Origin of the sequence: Ignatzschineria rhizosphaerae (assembly GCF_022655595.1) — a bacterium.
GTDB classification, from domain to species: domain Bacteria; phylum Pseudomonadota; class Gammaproteobacteria; order Cardiobacteriales; family Wohlfahrtiimonadaceae; genus Ignatzschineria; species Ignatzschineria rhizosphaerae.
The window spans coordinates 308,616-324,010 of record NZ_CP093379.1 but is presented as its reverse complement, the minus strand read 5'-3'; the positions used below and the strand labels follow the sequence as shown (position 1 = coordinate 324,010).

Here is a 15,395-nt window from a genome sequence, read left to right as displayed (position 1 = left end):
AACTTTCTAATCGTAACATCGGTTTAAAAACGCCTAAATCAAATTGCCCGAGCATCGGTTATGAAAGACGCAAGACTCGTTCTATCAGAACATCGTGCAAGCTGATTTGATTGACATGCTGTGCTATTTTATTTTTAAGATAGTGTTTCTTAAACCGAATTGACTATAATTTTATCAATACAAGATTTCAAACCATAAAAAAAGTGCTATTAAATAATAGCACTTTTCGAGCGCAATCACTGTAATTGCCATCTCAATATTTGGTCAGTTACTCACGATTACGAGTCTCATAAGCCTCATAAGCTCTCTCCCACTCTTCATTATCAAGCTTATTGATTTTATGAAAGAGCTCAATAAGATCATCTTTACTCATGACTCGTTGATTGGTATCTAAAATCTTCCCCCCTAATGCTGAGCTAAAATGATGAATACCCGCTAAAAGTTGCTCAATCGTACTAATATCTGGATCTGGCCCTGGAATTTTTGAGAAGAAGATTAACCCAGGCGTTGTATCATCTAAGTGATAGCGCACCAAATTCTCATCAAAAGTACCATCTCCCAATAGATGACCAATAGAATACATTGGTTCATCTCCATAATGCGTTGTTGTTAAAAGCTGGATAAAGCCCCCATTTTCAACGCGAAGATCAAGCTCGTGAGCGACCGTTAAAATCTCTTTAAAGCTATAAGGCTGATCGGGCGCAGCACTTAAAATCAGCGCAACCGTTTCAACGGATGCTGGGCGCATTAAATTCCCATCATCACTATAGATCGCCATATCAGTACGCTTCCCACGAAATAGACCCGATAACTTACCGAAAAAACCTGTTGATTTACGATCTTCATCGGCAAAAGCAATCTCTTCTAGATTCTCGTTAATCTCTTGAGAGAAAACGGGCGCCTCTTCTACTGAAACGGTTTCTACTTTAGGACGATAAGAGAGATCATCATGATCTATCGCATTAATATCGGCAGACTGATCCCTATTGACATCATTCGTACGATCTACACTTGATGTATCATCAAAAAGACCATTTAAATCTGGCTCTACTTTATCTGTCACATTATCTTCAGCCTTATTTCGTTCAAGGCGTACCCAATAGACTGCTGCTGCGATAAGAAGAATACCAATTAAGATATACACAATGACCATAATAGTTCTGTTTTCCTAACTTTTAAACATGGGAAATACTGTTCGTTTGCCCTTATCTCCTTTATTAGATACGAGCCCTTTAAATATTACCTTATTTTTGAGATTTTTACTGCACCTCAATGATTTTATTTATCTGAAGGAACTGATCCTACAACCGTGCCGGCAACCATATCATAAAGTGTACGACGATAGAGAGGATCACGAATTGCCCAAAGAACCGTTCCTGCAAATAAGAAAATCCCCACAATCGGCAATGAAGTTAAAAACTGCATTCCCATAAAAAAGAGAATCGTTCTAATCGCAATACTGTTCCATGTTAAATTTTTCCCCGTGCGCAGGCTAAAAATTCGAATCTTAAAAAGTCGTTTTCCAAGCGTTGCACCATAATAACGCTCCTGAACTGCAAAATAGATAAAGTATAGTAAAATATACCAAGGCCCGATCGTTTTTAAGATCTGTGTTGATAAAGCCTCTATTTCAGGACTGGCAAGCATCTTTTCTAATGAACCGCCTGACTCATTAAATAACGCAACATACTGATTAATCACCTCTAAATCCACTAACCCAAAATTAGCGAGGATATTAGAGAGAATGAGCTGAAAAAGGATCACGAAAAAGAAAAAATCAATGATAAATGCCGCAAAACGTTTTCCTAAACTTGCCGGCACAAAGCCTTCAAGATCTTTCGGCAATAGCATCACTTTTAAGCGTGATAAAGTCTGCTGAAGATCCTCTAAAGAGATCTCTTTTGGGGGATTTTTGTCAGAATAATCTTGCTGAAAATTCTCAGCATCCCGGCGATCTTTCTCTTCCCTCGCTATCTCTGCTTCTGTATTAGCATCTTCTAAAGCTTTTGAGGTTTCTAAGTTTGGTGCAGATGAATCTTCTTCTACTTCTTTCGTTTCACTTGCTTCTTTTACAGCCTCAACACTACCTTGAGCTTGAGGGCTTTGCGTAATCTCAGGCATCACTTCAACAATAGAAAGCTTTAGACCATGCTGATTAAAGAATCCTTCTAATCCAACGATTTCCTCTTGTGTTGCAGATTCCCGAAGCGTGACACCATCAGGAGCAAACCATTTTGCAATATCTTCTGGTGGCACACTATAAGCTTTTGCCACACTTAAAATTGCCGATTCTTGGGTAAAGCCCGGGAGCATCTCTCCTGTAAATCGTACACGGTATCTCTTCGTGTTCTTCTGACTGATCTGACTCATTGCATTCCTAATATTTGGTTATCAAATGTTTCGTCATCTTGCTGACAATAATTCCAACTACTCAATTGTGGCCTATTCTAAGGCTTTTTTATCGCCCCAACGCATCATTAAATCATGGGGAATTTCGATCTGATCTAAAATTCTTGCCACCATAAAATCAATAATATCTTCTACCGATTGAGGCTGATGATAAAACCCTGGATTTGCCGGCATAATTTGGACATTCATTTTACTAAGCGTCAACATATTCTCTAAATGGATCTGATTAAATGGCGCTTCACGAACCACTAACATTAAATGTTTTCGCTCTTTAATCATCACATCTGCAGCGCGCTCGATCAAGTTATTCGATTGCCCAGTCGCAACCGCTGCAAGCATTCCCATGGAGCAAGGACAAATAATCATCGCTCTTGAAGTATTAGAACCTGAGGCCAATGGCGCCATCCAATCCTTCTCACTATAAATATTAAGCAGCTCTGAATCTTCAATATTAAAACGCGCCATTAAACGTTTTTTCTGTTCACTAAGAGAATTCCCTAAATGAATCTCCATCTCAAGGGCTAAAACCATTAATGCCGCGTGCGTTAATAACACATTAACAGGATATCCCTTTCCCACTAACACTTCGATCAAGCGCAAACCATATTGCGCCCCAGAAGCGCCTGATAGCGCCACACTAATACGATCACTCTCACGGTAGGGCTTTACAGGGATCTCAAATTGCTGAGTCATTTTCAGCTCCTCTTATCGTTATTAACATCCATTTCATTTCAAATAGCGCCTTTCATCTTAGCAAAAAAGCGCTCCATGAAATCCCTTCATAGAACGCTTCTTCTTAAATCTCAACTAAGCATCAAGCTTAGCTTGCTCTTCTGGTGTGCAAAGTGAAAAATCCACATCCTGCTCACTAAAGAGATAACGCTTACCGCAAAACTCACAATCAACATATACCGTGCCATCTTGCTCATTTAAAAGCTCTCGAAGCTCTTCTTCGCCTAAATGGTAAAGCATCGTTAAAGAGCGCTCTTTAGAGCAATTACACTCAAAGTGGTATTGATCTGGTTCAAAAATACGTACCGCAAGATCTTCATCTGTTTCATACAAACGATACAGTAGCTCCGATGTTGGTAGCGTTAATAGCTCCTCTTTACTCGCTGTTTCAGCAAGCATGATTGCACGATTAAAGAGATCTTCATCATGAATCTCCCCAGGTAATCTTTGAATCATTAACCCTGCTGCCGCATTTTCAGAAGTTGCTAAAAATAATCTTGTTGGTAACTGCTCTGATGTTTCAAAATAATACTCAATCACCTTAGCAATCGATTCTTCCGTTAAAGAGATCACGCCTTGATAAGGTTGCTTAAAGTGCTCTGCATCAATGGTAATTACTACATGACCTTCTCCACAAAGCTCTTTTAAGCTCGTTAAGCCTTCCACATCCCCATCAATTTTGGCAGTCGCACGAATGCCGTGAAGGTGATTGACCTGTACCACAAGCAAACTCACAGGACCATTTCCTTGAATTTGCACCGTCAAACGACCTTCAATTTTAATGGTTGCGCCTAATAGCGCTGTTGTTGCAATCAACTCCCCTAAAAGTTTTTCAACATTTTTAGGATAATTGCGGCGCACTAAATGCTCCCGCCAAGTATGTTCTAATAATACTCGCTCTCCCCGAATAGGGAGTTTATCAAAGATAAAACGGTCTAAAAGATCCACGGTTTTGTCTTTACTATTAATCATTTTGTTCCTCTTTGTTCTCAGCCATCTCTTCAAGTCTCTTCACATTTACCATTAAGATGCGCTTATCATCCACATCTAATACTGTAAATCTAAAGCCCTCGATATCTAAGGAATCGCCCTTTTCAGGTAAGCTATCGAACTGATCGACCATAAGGCCGCCAAGCGAGCTATAATCACCATCTTCATCAACAAGCCCGCGAATATTCAAGGTTTGCTCAACTAACAATAGATCACACCCTGCATCAATATTCCACTCATCATCGGATACTTTCTCTACAGAAAGGGCTTCATCCTCATCTGGGAATTCACCAGCAATTGCTTCAAAGACATCTAACAACGTGATAACCCCTTGAACACCGCCAAAGTCATCGGTTACAACCACTAAATGCGCTTTACTATCACGGAAAATATCCATCATTTTGAGCACACTTGTTGAACGATGCGAGAAGATCACAGGTTTTATACTTCGCTCCTGAATCTCTCCAAATTCAATGAGATCCATCACAACATCCTTCGATCTTGCTACGCCTTTAACATTATCAAGCGCGCCATCACATATCGGAAACTGATTATGGGGATTCTCTTCTAAGCTTTCAAGGAGCTTCTCTTTCGAATCTTGTTGATTGATCCATGAAATATCATTTCTTGGCGTCATAATTGAACGAATAGTTCGCTCCCCTAATGTTAAGACGCCGCTCACCATGTTGCGCTCATCTTCCCCAAAGAGGATTGGCATCTCTTCATCGCCCTTCTCTTCGCTATCTTCCTCATCAGACTCATCTGGCTGATTACCCAATAAGCGAAGCACCATATTTGCCGTTCTTTCTCGGCGTGAATATTGGTTAAGAACCGTCTCTTGTTTACGATTAATCCATTGATTGATAATCTCAATAAAGAGTGAGAACCCAATAGCTGCGTAGATATAGCCTTTTGGAATCTCAAAGCCAAATCCTTCCACCACAAGGGTTAAACCAATCATTAACAAAAAGCTTAAACAAAGCACCACAATCGTTGGGTGTTTATGCACAAAGATTGTAAGCGCTTTAGCGGCAAAGATCATCATTCCCATAGAAATGGTAACCGCTAAAATCATCACCCAAAGATAATCGGCAATACTTGTTGCCGTAATGACCGCATCAAATGAGAATACAGCATCAAGCACAATGATTTGCATAACAATAGGCCAAAACTTTGCGTAGTTTTTGGATTTATTATTAAAATCAACCTCGCCCTCAATTCGTTCATGAAGCTCTCTTGTGGCTTTTTGAATCAAGAAAAATCCACCGAGAATCATTATAATGTCTCTATAGGAGAAGCTACCGAGAAACTTCAGCAGGTTATTGAAGGAAAAAGTCGCATAATGATTAGGGTCTGCATAGATCGGATCTGTTAAAGTAATGAGCCATGTCATAATAGACAACAGACCAATACGCATGACTAATGCTAAGGAGAGCCCAACAACTCGTGCTCTGCTACGTTGTTTTGGTGGAAGTTTATTGGCAAGAATTGCGATAAAGATGAGGTTATCGATCCCTAAAATAACTTCTAATAAAAGAAGTATAACGAGCGATATCCAAACTGATGGATCCACTAGGGATCCCAAAAATACTTCCATGATTCTCCTTCTAAGAATGTATGGTATACAAGTAAAAAATAGTATTTCCTATTTTACACGATTTTTTCATAAATTTAATAGTAAAAAGAAGCAAATAACGAATGACAGAGAATATGAAAGACCTCAAAGCACATACGCCGATGATGCAACAATATTGGGAAATTAAAGACCGTTATCCGAATATGCTCCTCTTTTATCGCTTAGGTGATTTCTACGAGCTCTTTTATGATGATGCTAAAAAAGCCGCTAAACTCCTCGATATTACCTTAACTCAGCGCGGAAACTCAGCAGGCGCACCGATTCCTATGGCAGGAATTCCCCACCACTCTTCAGAGAGCTATCTTGCTCGCCTCCTTAAGCAAGGCGAATCGGTTGCCATTTGTGAGCAAGTTGGCGAAGTGACTGGCAAAGGCCCTGTTGAGCGAGATGTTGTGCGTATTTTAACGCCGGGCACGCTCACTGATGATTATCTCTTAGATGCTAAAAACGATAGTATTACCGCAGCGCTTTTCCAAGTGGAAGAGAAATGGCTCATTGCATGGATTAATCTTGCTGGCGCTGAGTTCTCCCTCATGCCGCCCCTTTCAGAAGAAGCGATGACAGCTGAACTTTTACGAATCAAACCCTCTGAAATCGTCCATAGCGAATCTTTAAAAGTGCCAGCAAAAATTCGCCACCTTTGCCACTTTACCCCATTCCCCGATTGGCATTTTGATCAACCTCGTAACTACACGCTACTTTGTGAACATTTTAAAACACAAAGTCTGCAAGGCTTTTCGCTAGAGCAAGATCATTTAGGAATCCATGTTGCTGGCGCTCTTCTCACTTACGTGAAAGAGACACAAAAAGACCCTTTAAGTTACATCAACCAAATCACCCTTGAGTCAATTGATGATGCGGTCATTTTAGATATGACAACGCGCCGAAATTTAGAAATTGAGCGCACGCTCTATGGGGAAACCAACAATACCGTGCGAGATCTTCTTGATGAGTGCCAAACACCGATGGGCTCAAGACTTCTCTCTAGATGGCTTAACCGCCCGCTACGCGATCATAAAGTGCTCAATGAACGTCTTAATCTGATTGAATCTTTAGAGGGCAAACCTCAACATAAAAATATCCGTGAGGCGCTCCAAAATATCGGTGACCTTGAGCGCTTAGTCACACGAATTGTCCTAAAAACAGCGCGCCCAAGAGATTTAACACAGCTGCGTAAAATTCTCCAAAACACGCCAGAAGTTGCGGCTGAAATTACGAAGAATGAAAAACTTACTGCTATTAATCCCCTCTGGCTTGAATGGCTTAAACCACAAAATGAACTTTGTGCGCTCCTTGAAACAGCGATTGTGGATGAACCGCCCCTTCTAATTCGTGATGGTGGCGTGATTAAAACCGGTTATGATCAAAATTTAGATGAATTAATCGAGCTTAGTACTAAAGGAGATCAATTTCTCTTAAATCTTGAAACTAGTGAACGTGAGCGCTTAAACATCCCTACACTTAAAGTAGGATATAACCGTGTTCATGGCTATTACATAGAAGTCTCAAAATTGCATTCTGATAAAGTACCGACAGAATATGTCAGACGACAAACCTTAAAAGATGTTGAGCGCTATATCTATCCTGAATTAAAAGAGTTTGAGAATAAGATCCTCTCCGCTAAAGAGCGCTCCTTAGCACTTGAAAAAGTGCTTTGGGATGAGTTATTAGAGAAGATTGAACCGCATCAAACCGCGCTTCGCCTCTTAAGTGAATCGCTAGCGAATATTGATATCTTTATCACGCTTGGCCTGCTTAAGAACCGTTACAATTGGTGCCGCCCTGAATTTAGTAAACAGATCGGTATTGAGATTAAAAAAGGTCGTCACCCGATTGTCGAGCGCACCTTAAATCGCCCATTTATCCCTAATGATCTCTCCATTCATCCACAATCAAATATGCTGATTGTAACGGGCCCTAATATGGGCGGTAAGTCCACCTATATGCGTCAAACGGCGCTGATTGCTTTAATGGCACATATTGGTTCTTTTGTGCCGGCAGAGAGTGCAAAACTAGGTCCTATTGATCGCATCTTTACCCGAATTGGGGCGCAAGATGACTTAAACTCTGAGCAATCAACCTTCATGGTTGAGATGACAGAAACCGCCACAATTCTCAACTACGCTACCGATCAGAGCTTAGTCTTAATGGATGAAGTTGGCCGAGGCACTTCAACACTTGATGGCCTGTCTCTGGCTTGGAGCGCGGCGGTTTATCTCACAGAAAAGGCAAAAGCGATGACCATTTTTGCCACCCACTATTTTGAGATGACAGAGCTTGAAGAACTCTACGCAACCGTTAAAAACTTGCATCTTGATGCGGTTGAATATAAAGATGAGATTATCTTTATGCATGAAGTCAAACCTGGCGCTGCCTCTAAGAGCTATGGCTTACAAGTTGCCGCCCTTGCCGGCGTTCCTAAAGCCGTTATTGAATCAGCTAAAACGAAGCTTTCTCAATTAGAACAAAGCTTCTTAGCCGCATCTGTCACCCATGGCAAGAACGAAGTTTCACAAAAAGCGCCAGCAATTAATCAGCCCGCAGAAGTCATTGAAAAAATGCCGGCAAAGAAAGCAAGCCCACAAGCAGAGATTCCGTTTTTTATGGAGCCAACACCATCAGAAGTAGAAGAAGAGATTCGCGCTATTGATGCCAATGATCTCACACCAAGAATGGCGCTTGATCTGATCTATGCTTGGCAGAAGAAGCTTCGCTAAATTCACTGAGCGTTAAACCACCACTTGAAAATCTTAAATAACAAAACAAAATGCCGGCAATATTAAAAGATTGCTGGCATTTTTATCTCATACAATCCTTTTCTTGCTATCTATAAAAAGGATCTCGCAGACAAGAGGGATGCATACTTCTCACGGTTTTATGCCAACCATAAAAATGCCAGTTCCTCAGCTTTGACAAGTGCTGCAATAGCTCTATCTAAGGACTATGCAAGCCCATTTTCAATACTATCAAATAGTACGATCTTGAAGAATCCCTTGAAATTCCCCTCTTTCACCCTCAGATTATATGCATCAAGCTTCTAAAATTATAAAAATGGGAACGATATGACGCAGTTACTTAATTACAAAATCACCACACCGGAAGTTGAAAAACATCCTGTACCAATTCTTCTGATGCATGGTCTATTTGGGGATATGAATAATCTTGGCATGATTGCTCGAGGTTTAGAGGAATACACCACCATTCAAATAGATGCTCGCAATCATGGGGAATCTTTCCATAGCGAGATTATGAATTATGATGTGATGGCGGAAGATATCGTCCATTTACTTGATCATCTTGGCATTGAAAAAGTGATTTTAATAGGCCATTCAATGGGTGGAAAAGCCGTGATGACCGTGACAAAACTCATCCCAGAAAAAGTCGATAAACTCATCATTATTGATGTTGCGCCAGTGGCTTATAAAGAACGCCGTCATGATGAGATTTTAGCAGCACTTAATGCCGTTAATGAGAGCGGTGTAACAGATCGACGCGAAGCTGCCGAGATTATGCGGCAATATATTACGGAAGGCGAATTTGTCATTCAATTTCTCCTAAAGTCCTTCCGTGATGGCAAGCTCCGCTTTAATGTTCCGGTATTAGATAGAGAATATGATGCGATCTCTGGCTGGAAAAAAATTCCAACATGGAATGGGAAAGCATTCTTTATTATTGGTGGGGATTCAGGTTACGTCACGCGAGAATATCAAGCAGAAGTTCAAGCACAACTCCCTAACTCCTCGGCTATCGTTATTGCCGGCGCTGGCCATTGGGTGCATGCTCAAAAAACAGATTCTGTAGTAAAAGCGATTCTTAACTTTCTAGGAAAAAATGAGTAAATCTCAAAAGGAAACTGATAGTAATTTCGCCGAAGAAGCCACGGAATAAAATTGCTGGCTTATCGGTTATGAAAAGCTAAAATCCCCCGACCCGGCATCGTGCAAGCTGATTTAATACATGCAGTTTCCTTACTTTTAAAACAATGCCTCTTACACCGAATCAGCTATCAACAAACTGATAAAGCAATAAAGCAATTATCTAAAAAAACATAAAGCCCCGAAACCTTCCTCACCAAGAAGCATTTCGGGGCTTTTCACACAATTTTTAAACTTTAACTTAACCTTTGATCTAAAATATCTCACAAGCTAATCGTTGAAGTTATTTAGGAGTTTCTCCACCATAACGAATTCTCCCTTTTAAGACTCTGATACAAATCATAAAAAGTGATGATGGTGGATCTATATGATTTAATACCAAAAATAATGACTTTCAAAGTCTAGAAAAAACCTTAAACATTCTCATCAATCATTGCCGGCATGATTATTTCCTTCACGCAAGTTGCTGAAGAAGTTGACGCAATAAACTCAATTGCAGAGAGAACATCTTGCAAAGGAATCATTGAATAATGGCTCTCTTCTAAAACTCTCTTTATCGGCACATCAATCTCAAACTCAGTAGCTAAATACCCCAAACTCAATACTGAAACACCGATTTTATCTTCACGCACAATCTCCCGTAAAGATTCGAGCATACCTTTAAGCGCAAACTTTGTTGCAGAAAATACTAGCTCTTTCCCTTTATGGTTAGGTAAACCCCACGTTGAGCCGACCAAAATAACTTTCGCATTTGCCGAAAGTCTTAAATTTGGTAAAAGTGCCTGAATATGCAAGATGGCGGAAGTGATATTCGTTGTCACCATCTTTATGACCTCATCAGCCGGCACTGACTCAAAATCATAAGCATCACTAAAGGCCTTCTCTTCCCAAATCCCCACGTTATAAACCAATATATCAAGAGGCATATCCCCTAAGTCTTCTGCAATTTTCTGCGTACTCTCTATTGGCGCTCCTAAATCAGCCTCAATCCAGTGACTACTTTTTGCATCATTAATAAAAGATGGTGTACTACGTGAAACTCCAAAAATCGTATCTTCACTCTTGGGAAACTTCTTAAAAATCGCCGCTCCTAAGCCACGACTCACGCCATAAACAATAATATTACGCCCTTCTCTCTCTTTCTTACGCATTCCAGCCATCATATAACCTTTAAATTCTCAGTAAAATCATTTAATTAGCAACTACTTTAATATCTCAACCACACTTGAGGTCAAGCAAATATAACATCCAACAAAATACTCAAACTTTTCATTGACAAAAAAGCGCTAAGCCAAGTAAAATAGCTGACTTAAATAGAGCCGGAGTGGTGGAATGGTAGACACGGAGGATTCAAAATCCTCTGCTGAAAGGCGTAAGAGTTCGAGTCTCTTCTTCGGTACCAAATTGAAAAAGCGATCCTTTTATAGGGATCGCTTTTTTGTTAACCATTTTTTATTAAAGCCCTCCACTTTATTACTCATTACTGATTCTTTAACCACAACGTTATTAAAAGAGTAAATAGATCCTGTTCAAACTAGGGGCAAAATATTATAATATTTACTGACTAAAAAATTAAAAGCTGTAATATCAAAAACTTATTTAAAACAGATAATTCTATTACAGAACTTAATAATGAAAAAGATAATACTCATCACTTCTATCTCTGCCTTTTTCCTCACAGCTTGCGGCGATGAATATGCAGATCTTCGTAAAATGACAGTACAAGACTATTTAGATAATAAATCCTTATTAGATGAAGTTATGAATAAATGCCATAACCATGAAATAAAAGATGAAGATATCTGTGAAACCATGAAAGAAGCTATCGACTCAAATCATGATGCTTGGTAATAAGTAGTTAAATCATGCCTGATTTTGTAATCGTTTAAATGATCTTTTCACTTTTTAAAAACTTTTTATCCTCCTTGAAAATGCTATATTTGTAGAATAAATATAATAAATAGAGGAGATAAGTTATGGATCATGACCACAATCTTGCGGAATATATTATTGAGCAAGCAAGTGATGCTTTCATTTATGCAGATATTCATGGAAATATTCAACGCTGGAATAGTGCCGCTTGCCAACTGTTTGGATTTTCTAAAACTGAAGTTCTTGGAAAAAACATGAACCTGATAATCCCTGAAAGAGCCCGAAAGGCGCACTGGGATGGTTTTAATATGGCAATACAAAGCGGTAAACTTCAACTATCGGGAAAACCAACTTTAACAAGGATATTACATAAAGATCCAGATAGACGGCTTTATGTAGAGATGAGCTTTGCTTTAATTAAAAATGAAATTGGCAAAGTCCTTGGTAGCGTCGCTATCGCTCGTGAAGTAGAGCGAAAAGAATAGTTTCTAAAGCCCCCTAAATAAAAAGCTTATAACTTCTTATTGCTGATAATTTTGCAGTAAAATAGGGAACCGAAGAAGAGACTCGAACTCTTACGCCTATTAAGCTACGGATTTTGAATCCTCTATGTCTACCATTCCACCACTTCGGTAAATTATCGCTATTTAACAATACCTTGATCTACCTCTTAGCAAACAAAAGTGAAGCGGATAATAATAACCCCACAGTTGTATTATTCTTAATTTTCATTTAATTATAGGTGCAAGCGATGATCCATATTAAAGACGCTCAAGTGTTATATAAAAAATGGCAAAAGATGAAAGAAGAGGATCCTAATCTCTCTTGCGATCATCCAACACTCTTAAGAGAATATGCCGATGGAATTGGCAAAACGGGGGACCGTATTTGCAATCAGTGCGGCACCGCTTTTAGTGCTAATGAAGCATAATTTTAGAGCCCCGAAATCATACGGGGCTTTTTTATAACTTACACGGACCTCTTCATCTATACATCTCCTAAAGTTGAGTGCTAAAATAAGGTTAGCTGAAGTTATCTAACTTTCTAAAACTGATTACTTCTGACCTATCAATGATTACTTAAGAGGTTTGTATGAAATTATCACGCTTATTAATGACAATCTCAGGCGCAATGCTTATCTCCGTTGCTTCTGCAAACGGGGCTGACACTTTAAAACCATTTCCAGAAGCTAAAAAAGATGAGATTCGCTACGTCATTGAACTCCCTGAACTTGCTAATGAAGATGCCGTAAAGGTACAACTTATTGCCGGCAAGACCATTGAAGTCGATTGCAACTACCAAAGTTTTGGTGGCACAATTAGTGAAGAGAACCTTGAGGGTTGGGGATATAGTTTTTATAAAATCTCTGAATTAATGGGACCAATGTCAACTTTAATGGGATGCCCTGAAGATAGTAAACATGAAGCCTTTGTGGCAATGCAAGACTCTCCACTCATTCGCTATAACAGCAAACTTCCGATTGTGATTTATGCACCTGAAGATGTCTCTGTAAAATACAGAATCTGGCAAGCAGATGTTTTAGAGATGGATGCTCAAAAACAGTAATCTTGGTAATTCGATATGCCAAATACAAAAAGCGATCTATCAAAGATCGCTTTTTTCATATTCACTAACTACAACTATTTTATCTCACCACATCTGCATTTTTGACAATGAAAAGACATCTTCCGCCTGTAGCCCTCTTAATTTCTGATAACTCCCCATTTAAAGAGATTGGCTGACCTGTACTAAATCTTAATGTTTCTCGAATGCTATTAAACATTACCCCAAGACTAACCAGTTGATTGGCATCAATATAGACAATATTACTACTATCTCCATATTGATTACTATGAGAAACACTGGTCATTCGTCCTTGAAAATGGATCTTTTGCCCAACCCATTTATTATTAGCCGTTCCCCGGTGGCTCTTCCACTCATTACAAATATCTGCAATAGAAGCATCTTCTAATAGTGGCTTCTCTACCACCTCATCTGATATCTCTTCTGGTGAAACCTCATCTAATACCTCTTCATTGCTAGCTTTAGCGATCTCTGGCTTCTTAGCTGGCGCTTTTACTGTAGCAGGAGCAACCTTTCCAGATTCTGTCTCTTTACTTGCTGCAATAATTTCTAAAACCTCAGGGACTTCTTCGATGTGACGATCCTCGGTAGCTTTCTTCTCCCCCTCATTGACGACCTCATCTATCACTGCTTCCTCTTGAGCATCTGATAACGCCTCTTCATCCATAGCTCCGCTGATTGTTTTACAGCCTACGAGCATAGAAATTAAAAGAAGCAGTAATCCTGTTTTAGCATTCATTAAATTTACCTTTAGATGTCTCTTATACCTTGAAAATTAACCTAAATATTAAATCGTTTATTTTAGATTAAATATTATATAGGAGATAAGCCATATTCGCGAAGGAATCATTGTGATTCTTGAACCCTCTCAAATTATATTATACTTCTGCTCTTTTCCACTGAAAAAAATAATCTATAATGCTTCCCAATTTCAAAGTTTTATTACTATTAATAGTCTAATATCGTGGAAAAAATAAATTATTTATTTTCTATAATACTTTTCAGTATTATCTTGCTCCCAACTTCTATGGCGAGTAACCTCTCTGATGCTCAAGTAAAAGAGCGGATCATTCAAGAATCTATTCAAAGCTATCGAGGAAACTGCCCTTGCCCTTATAATAAGGCGAGAAATGGTAGTAATTGCGGGAGAAGAAGCGCTTATAGTAAACCTGGCGGATATACACCAAAATGCTATGCTAATGATATTACAAAGCGAGAAGTACAAGCTTGGAGAGATCGTAGAAAAGCACAATAAAAACGATCATTTAGAAACCTAAAAAGAATCTCAATCACCAATTTAATTTAAGAAAGGAATTTCTTATGAAAACAGCATATATTGTTCAGCCTTTCACAAAACAAGGCTCACAGCTTATTACAGATACCGCTATTCAATGTAATAGTGCAGATGAAGCAATTAGACGCGCCGATAAATTTTCTAGCATGAGAGCCGGCGTTATTGCCGTATCACAAGAGTATGATGAAGAAACTGGCGATTATGGCGAATTAAAAGTCCTCGCAAAATATGGAGAAATCCCCGCAGGTGCCATTGGAGATGAAGATTAAAGGATAATCACTTATGGAAAAAATCCTTTCCCTCTATCAAGAAAAATTTTGCTTCAAAGAGTTTTACAATACGCTCTTACAGAAAATTAAAAATGATCCTATAACATACACTGATAATCTTAAATTCTTATTTGGTTATCAATATAAAGAAAACTCACAAACAACATCTGCATTTGATACCAAAGTAGGAGATATAAGAGTTGATCTACCTGTTTGGTTCGGCAATATTAACACCGCTCAATTAAAAATTATGATTCTCGGCTTAGAACCAAGAGATACACATAAAAATTTTAATATCGAACGTGTCGAAAAATATGTTTTTGCTACCCCTTTTGCGCTAGAACTTCAAAAAAACAAATATACATCAGCTCTAATGAAATTATTAAACCATGAAAAAACATTCATTTATTTCAGTGATATTGTTAAAACATATGATGTTACTAAAAACAAAGAGTTCGATGATAAACTAGCTCGTAAAAATTTTTCAAAGCGCGCATCTCTTTGGCATGATTTTATTTTAAAAGAAATAGCCCTTATACAGCCTGATTTAATTATTGGTCTTGGTAATGATAGTTATAACTTTCTCGATAAAAACTTACATTTAGATAATATTGTACTCAAAAAAATTCGACATCCTTCTTATGGCGGAGCAAAAATTGCTGAGCAACAGATCCATGAGCTATTGAAAACCCATTTCCCAAACAGTAATTAGCGTCATTATTAACCACAATTGA

16 protein-coding genes and 2 tRNA genes are annotated in these 15,395 nt (G+C 38.8%); 10 read left to right on the top strand and 8 right to left on the bottom strand.

All coding sequences use genetic code 11. The features are described from left to right. Window positions 1-268 precede the first annotated feature (268 nt). The 5 genes from MMG00_RS01460 to MMG00_RS01440 form a co-directional block, all read right to left on the bottom strand. A complete protein-coding gene (locus MMG00_RS01460; protein ID WP_242150351.1) occupies window positions 269-1,153 on the bottom strand; it encodes a cell division protein ZipA C-terminal FtsZ-binding domain-containing protein in 885 nt (294 codons plus the stop codon). A 125-nt stretch (window positions 1,154-1,278) separates the two neighbouring features. Continuing rightward, complete coding sequence (locus tag MMG00_RS01455) at window positions 1,279-2,370, bottom strand: RDD family protein (protein ID WP_242150348.1); 1,092 nt, start codon at window positions 2,368-2,370, stop codon at window positions 1,279-1,281. Between the two features lie 72 nt (window positions 2,371-2,442). Continuing rightward, a complete protein-coding gene (locus MMG00_RS01450; protein ID WP_242150345.1) occupies window positions 2,443-3,102 on the bottom strand; it encodes a flavin prenyltransferase UbiX in 660 nt (219 codons plus the stop codon). 114 nt (window positions 3,103-3,216) lie between these two features. Further along, complete coding sequence (gene hslO / locus MMG00_RS01445; RefSeq protein WP_242150342.1) at window positions 3,217-4,113, bottom strand: Hsp33 family molecular chaperone HslO; 897 nt, start codon at window positions 4,111-4,113, stop codon at window positions 3,217-3,219. Continuing rightward, entirely contained in the window at window positions 4,106-5,728 is a 1,623-nt protein-coding gene (locus tag MMG00_RS01440) for a TerC family protein (protein ID WP_242150339.1), read from the bottom strand. The genes hslO and MMG00_RS01440 overlap by 8 nt, the downstream gene beginning before the upstream one ends. A 101-nt stretch (window positions 5,729-5,829) precedes the next feature. On the opposite strand from MMG00_RS01440, the gene mutS reads away from it, so the two are divergent. Then, window positions 5,830-8,484 (top strand): DNA mismatch repair protein MutS, encoded by a 2,655-nt coding sequence (gene mutS, locus MMG00_RS01435; RefSeq protein WP_242150336.1) that lies wholly within the window; start codon window positions 5,830-5,832, stop codon window positions 8,482-8,484. 345 nt (window positions 8,485-8,829) lie between these two features. Then, on the top strand, window positions 8,830-9,606 hold the full coding sequence (locus MMG00_RS01430) for an alpha/beta fold hydrolase (RefSeq protein ID WP_242150333.1): 777 nt from the start codon (window positions 8,830-8,832) through the stop codon (window positions 9,604-9,606). Between the two features lie 449 nt (window positions 9,607-10,055). On the opposite strand, the gene MMG00_RS01425 is transcribed toward MMG00_RS01430, so the two are convergent. Beyond that, the gene (locus MMG00_RS01425; RefSeq protein ID WP_242150330.1) at window positions 10,056-10,805 is read right to left on the bottom strand and encodes an SDR family NAD(P)-dependent oxidoreductase; all 750 of its coding nucleotides are present in this window, start codon (window positions 10,803-10,805) and stop codon (window positions 10,056-10,058) included. A 155-nt stretch (window positions 10,806-10,960) separates the two neighbouring features. Between MMG00_RS01425 and MMG00_RS01420 the strand changes: the two genes are divergently transcribed. The 3 genes from MMG00_RS01420 (at window position 10,961) to MMG00_RS01410 (ending at window position 11,999) form a co-directional block, all read left to right on the top strand. Further along, window positions 10,961-11,044 (top strand) — tRNA-Leu (locus MMG00_RS01420). A 230-nt stretch (window positions 11,045-11,274) separates the two neighbouring features. After that, window positions 11,275-11,493: an EexN family lipoprotein gene (locus tag MMG00_RS01415; RefSeq protein WP_242150327.1), complete on the top strand. Its 219-nt coding sequence runs from the start codon at window positions 11,275-11,277 to the stop codon at window positions 11,491-11,493. Between the two features lie 125 nt (window positions 11,494-11,618). After that, the gene (locus tag MMG00_RS01410) at window positions 11,619-11,999 is read left to right on the top strand and encodes a PAS domain-containing protein (protein WP_242150324.1); all 381 of its coding nucleotides are present in this window, start codon (window positions 11,619-11,621) and stop codon (window positions 11,997-11,999) included. Between the two features lie 67 nt (window positions 12,000-12,066). Here the strand turns inward: MMG00_RS01410 and MMG00_RS01405 are convergent. Then, window positions 12,067-12,148 (bottom strand) — tRNA-Leu (locus MMG00_RS01405). Between the two features lie 117 nt (window positions 12,149-12,265). Between MMG00_RS01405 and MMG00_RS01400 the strand changes: the two genes are divergently transcribed. Together MMG00_RS01400 and eco are read left to right on the top strand one after the other, a co-directional pair. Beyond that, the gene (locus MMG00_RS01400; protein ID WP_242150321.1) at window positions 12,266-12,445 is read left to right on the top strand and encodes a hypothetical protein; all 180 of its coding nucleotides are present in this window, start codon (window positions 12,266-12,268) and stop codon (window positions 12,443-12,445) included. A gap of 161 nt (window positions 12,446-12,606) precedes the next feature. After that, window positions 12,607-13,080 (top strand): serine protease inhibitor ecotin, encoded by a 474-nt coding sequence (gene eco / locus MMG00_RS01395; RefSeq protein ID WP_242150319.1) that lies wholly within the window; start codon window positions 12,607-12,609, stop codon window positions 13,078-13,080. A 79-nt stretch (window positions 13,081-13,159) separates the two neighbouring features. Here the strand turns inward: eco and MMG00_RS01390 are convergent, their stop codons facing one another. Then, window positions 13,160-13,837 (bottom strand): hypothetical protein, encoded by a 678-nt coding sequence (locus MMG00_RS01390; protein WP_242150316.1) that lies wholly within the window; start codon window positions 13,835-13,837, stop codon window positions 13,160-13,162. A 288-nt stretch (window positions 13,838-14,125) separates the two neighbouring features. On the opposite strand from MMG00_RS01390, the gene MMG00_RS01385 reads away from it, so the two are divergent. The 3 genes from MMG00_RS01385 to MMG00_RS01375 all read left to right on the top strand — a co-directional run bounded on the left by MMG00_RS01385 (window position 14,126) and on the right by MMG00_RS01375 (window position 15,373). Beyond that, window positions 14,126-14,353, top strand: a complete 228-nt coding sequence (locus MMG00_RS01385) for a hypothetical protein (RefSeq protein ID WP_242150313.1) — start codon at window positions 14,126-14,128, stop codon at window positions 14,351-14,353. A gap of 65 nt (window positions 14,354-14,418) precedes the next feature. Continuing rightward, window positions 14,419-14,661, top strand: a complete 243-nt coding sequence (locus tag MMG00_RS01380; protein ID WP_242150310.1) for a hypothetical protein — start codon at window positions 14,419-14,421, stop codon at window positions 14,659-14,661. Window positions 14,662-14,674: 13 nt separating this feature from the next. After that, complete coding sequence (locus MMG00_RS01375; RefSeq protein WP_242150307.1) at window positions 14,675-15,373, top strand: uracil-DNA glycosylase family protein; 699 nt, start codon at window positions 14,675-14,677, stop codon at window positions 15,371-15,373. The last annotated feature ends 22 nt before the right edge of the window (window positions 15,374-15,395 follow it).

Bases quoted from the DNA above. Each gene is read 5' to 3' on its own strand.
- eco (WP_242150319.1), top strand. From the start codon at position 12,607: ATGAAATTATCACGCTTATTAATGACAATCTCAGGCGCAATGCTTATC.
- hslO (WP_242150342.1), bottom strand. From the start codon at position 4,113: ATGATTAATAGTAAAGACAAAACCGTGGATCTTTTAGACCGTTTTATC.
- MMG00_RS01375 (WP_242150307.1), top strand. From the start codon at position 14,675: ATGGAAAAAATCCTTTCCCTCTATCAAGAAAAATTTTGCTTCAAAGAG.
- MMG00_RS01400 (WP_242150321.1), top strand. From the start codon at position 12,266: ATGATCCATATTAAAGACGCTCAAGTGTTATATAAAAAATGGCAAAAG.
- MMG00_RS01455 (WP_242150348.1), bottom strand. From the start codon at position 2,370: ATGAGTCAGATCAGTCAGAAGAACACGAAGAGATACCGTGTACGATTT.
- MMG00_RS01450 (WP_242150345.1), bottom strand. From the start codon at position 3,102: ATGACTCAGCAATTTGAGATCCCTGTAAAGCCCTACCGTGAGAGTGAT.
- MMG00_RS01440 (WP_242150339.1), bottom strand. From the start codon at position 5,728: ATGGAAGTATTTTTGGGATCCCTAGTGGATCCATCAGTTTGGATATCG.
- mutS (WP_242150336.1), top strand. From the start codon at position 5,830: ATGACAGAGAATATGAAAGACCTCAAAGCACATACGCCGATGATGCAA.
- MMG00_RS01430 (WP_242150333.1), top strand. From the start codon at position 8,830: ATGACGCAGTTACTTAATTACAAAATCACCACACCGGAAGTTGAAAAA.
- MMG00_RS01460 (WP_242150351.1), bottom strand. From the start codon at position 1,153: ATGGTCATTGTGTATATCTTAATTGGTATTCTTCTTATCGCAGCAGCA.
- MMG00_RS01425 (WP_242150330.1), bottom strand. From the start codon at position 10,805: ATGATGGCTGGAATGCGTAAGAAAGAGAGAGAAGGGCGTAATATTATT.
- MMG00_RS01415 (WP_242150327.1), top strand. From the start codon at position 11,275: ATGAAAAAGATAATACTCATCACTTCTATCTCTGCCTTTTTCCTCACA.
- MMG00_RS01410 (WP_242150324.1), top strand. From the start codon at position 11,619: ATGGATCATGACCACAATCTTGCGGAATATATTATTGAGCAAGCAAGT.
- MMG00_RS01385 (WP_242150313.1), top strand. From the start codon at position 14,126: ATGGCGAGTAACCTCTCTGATGCTCAAGTAAAAGAGCGGATCATTCAA.
- MMG00_RS01390 (WP_242150316.1), bottom strand. From the start codon at position 13,837: ATGAATGCTAAAACAGGATTACTGCTTCTTTTAATTTCTATGCTCGTA.
- MMG00_RS01380 (WP_242150310.1), top strand. From the start codon at position 14,419: ATGAAAACAGCATATATTGTTCAGCCTTTCACAAAACAAGGCTCACAG.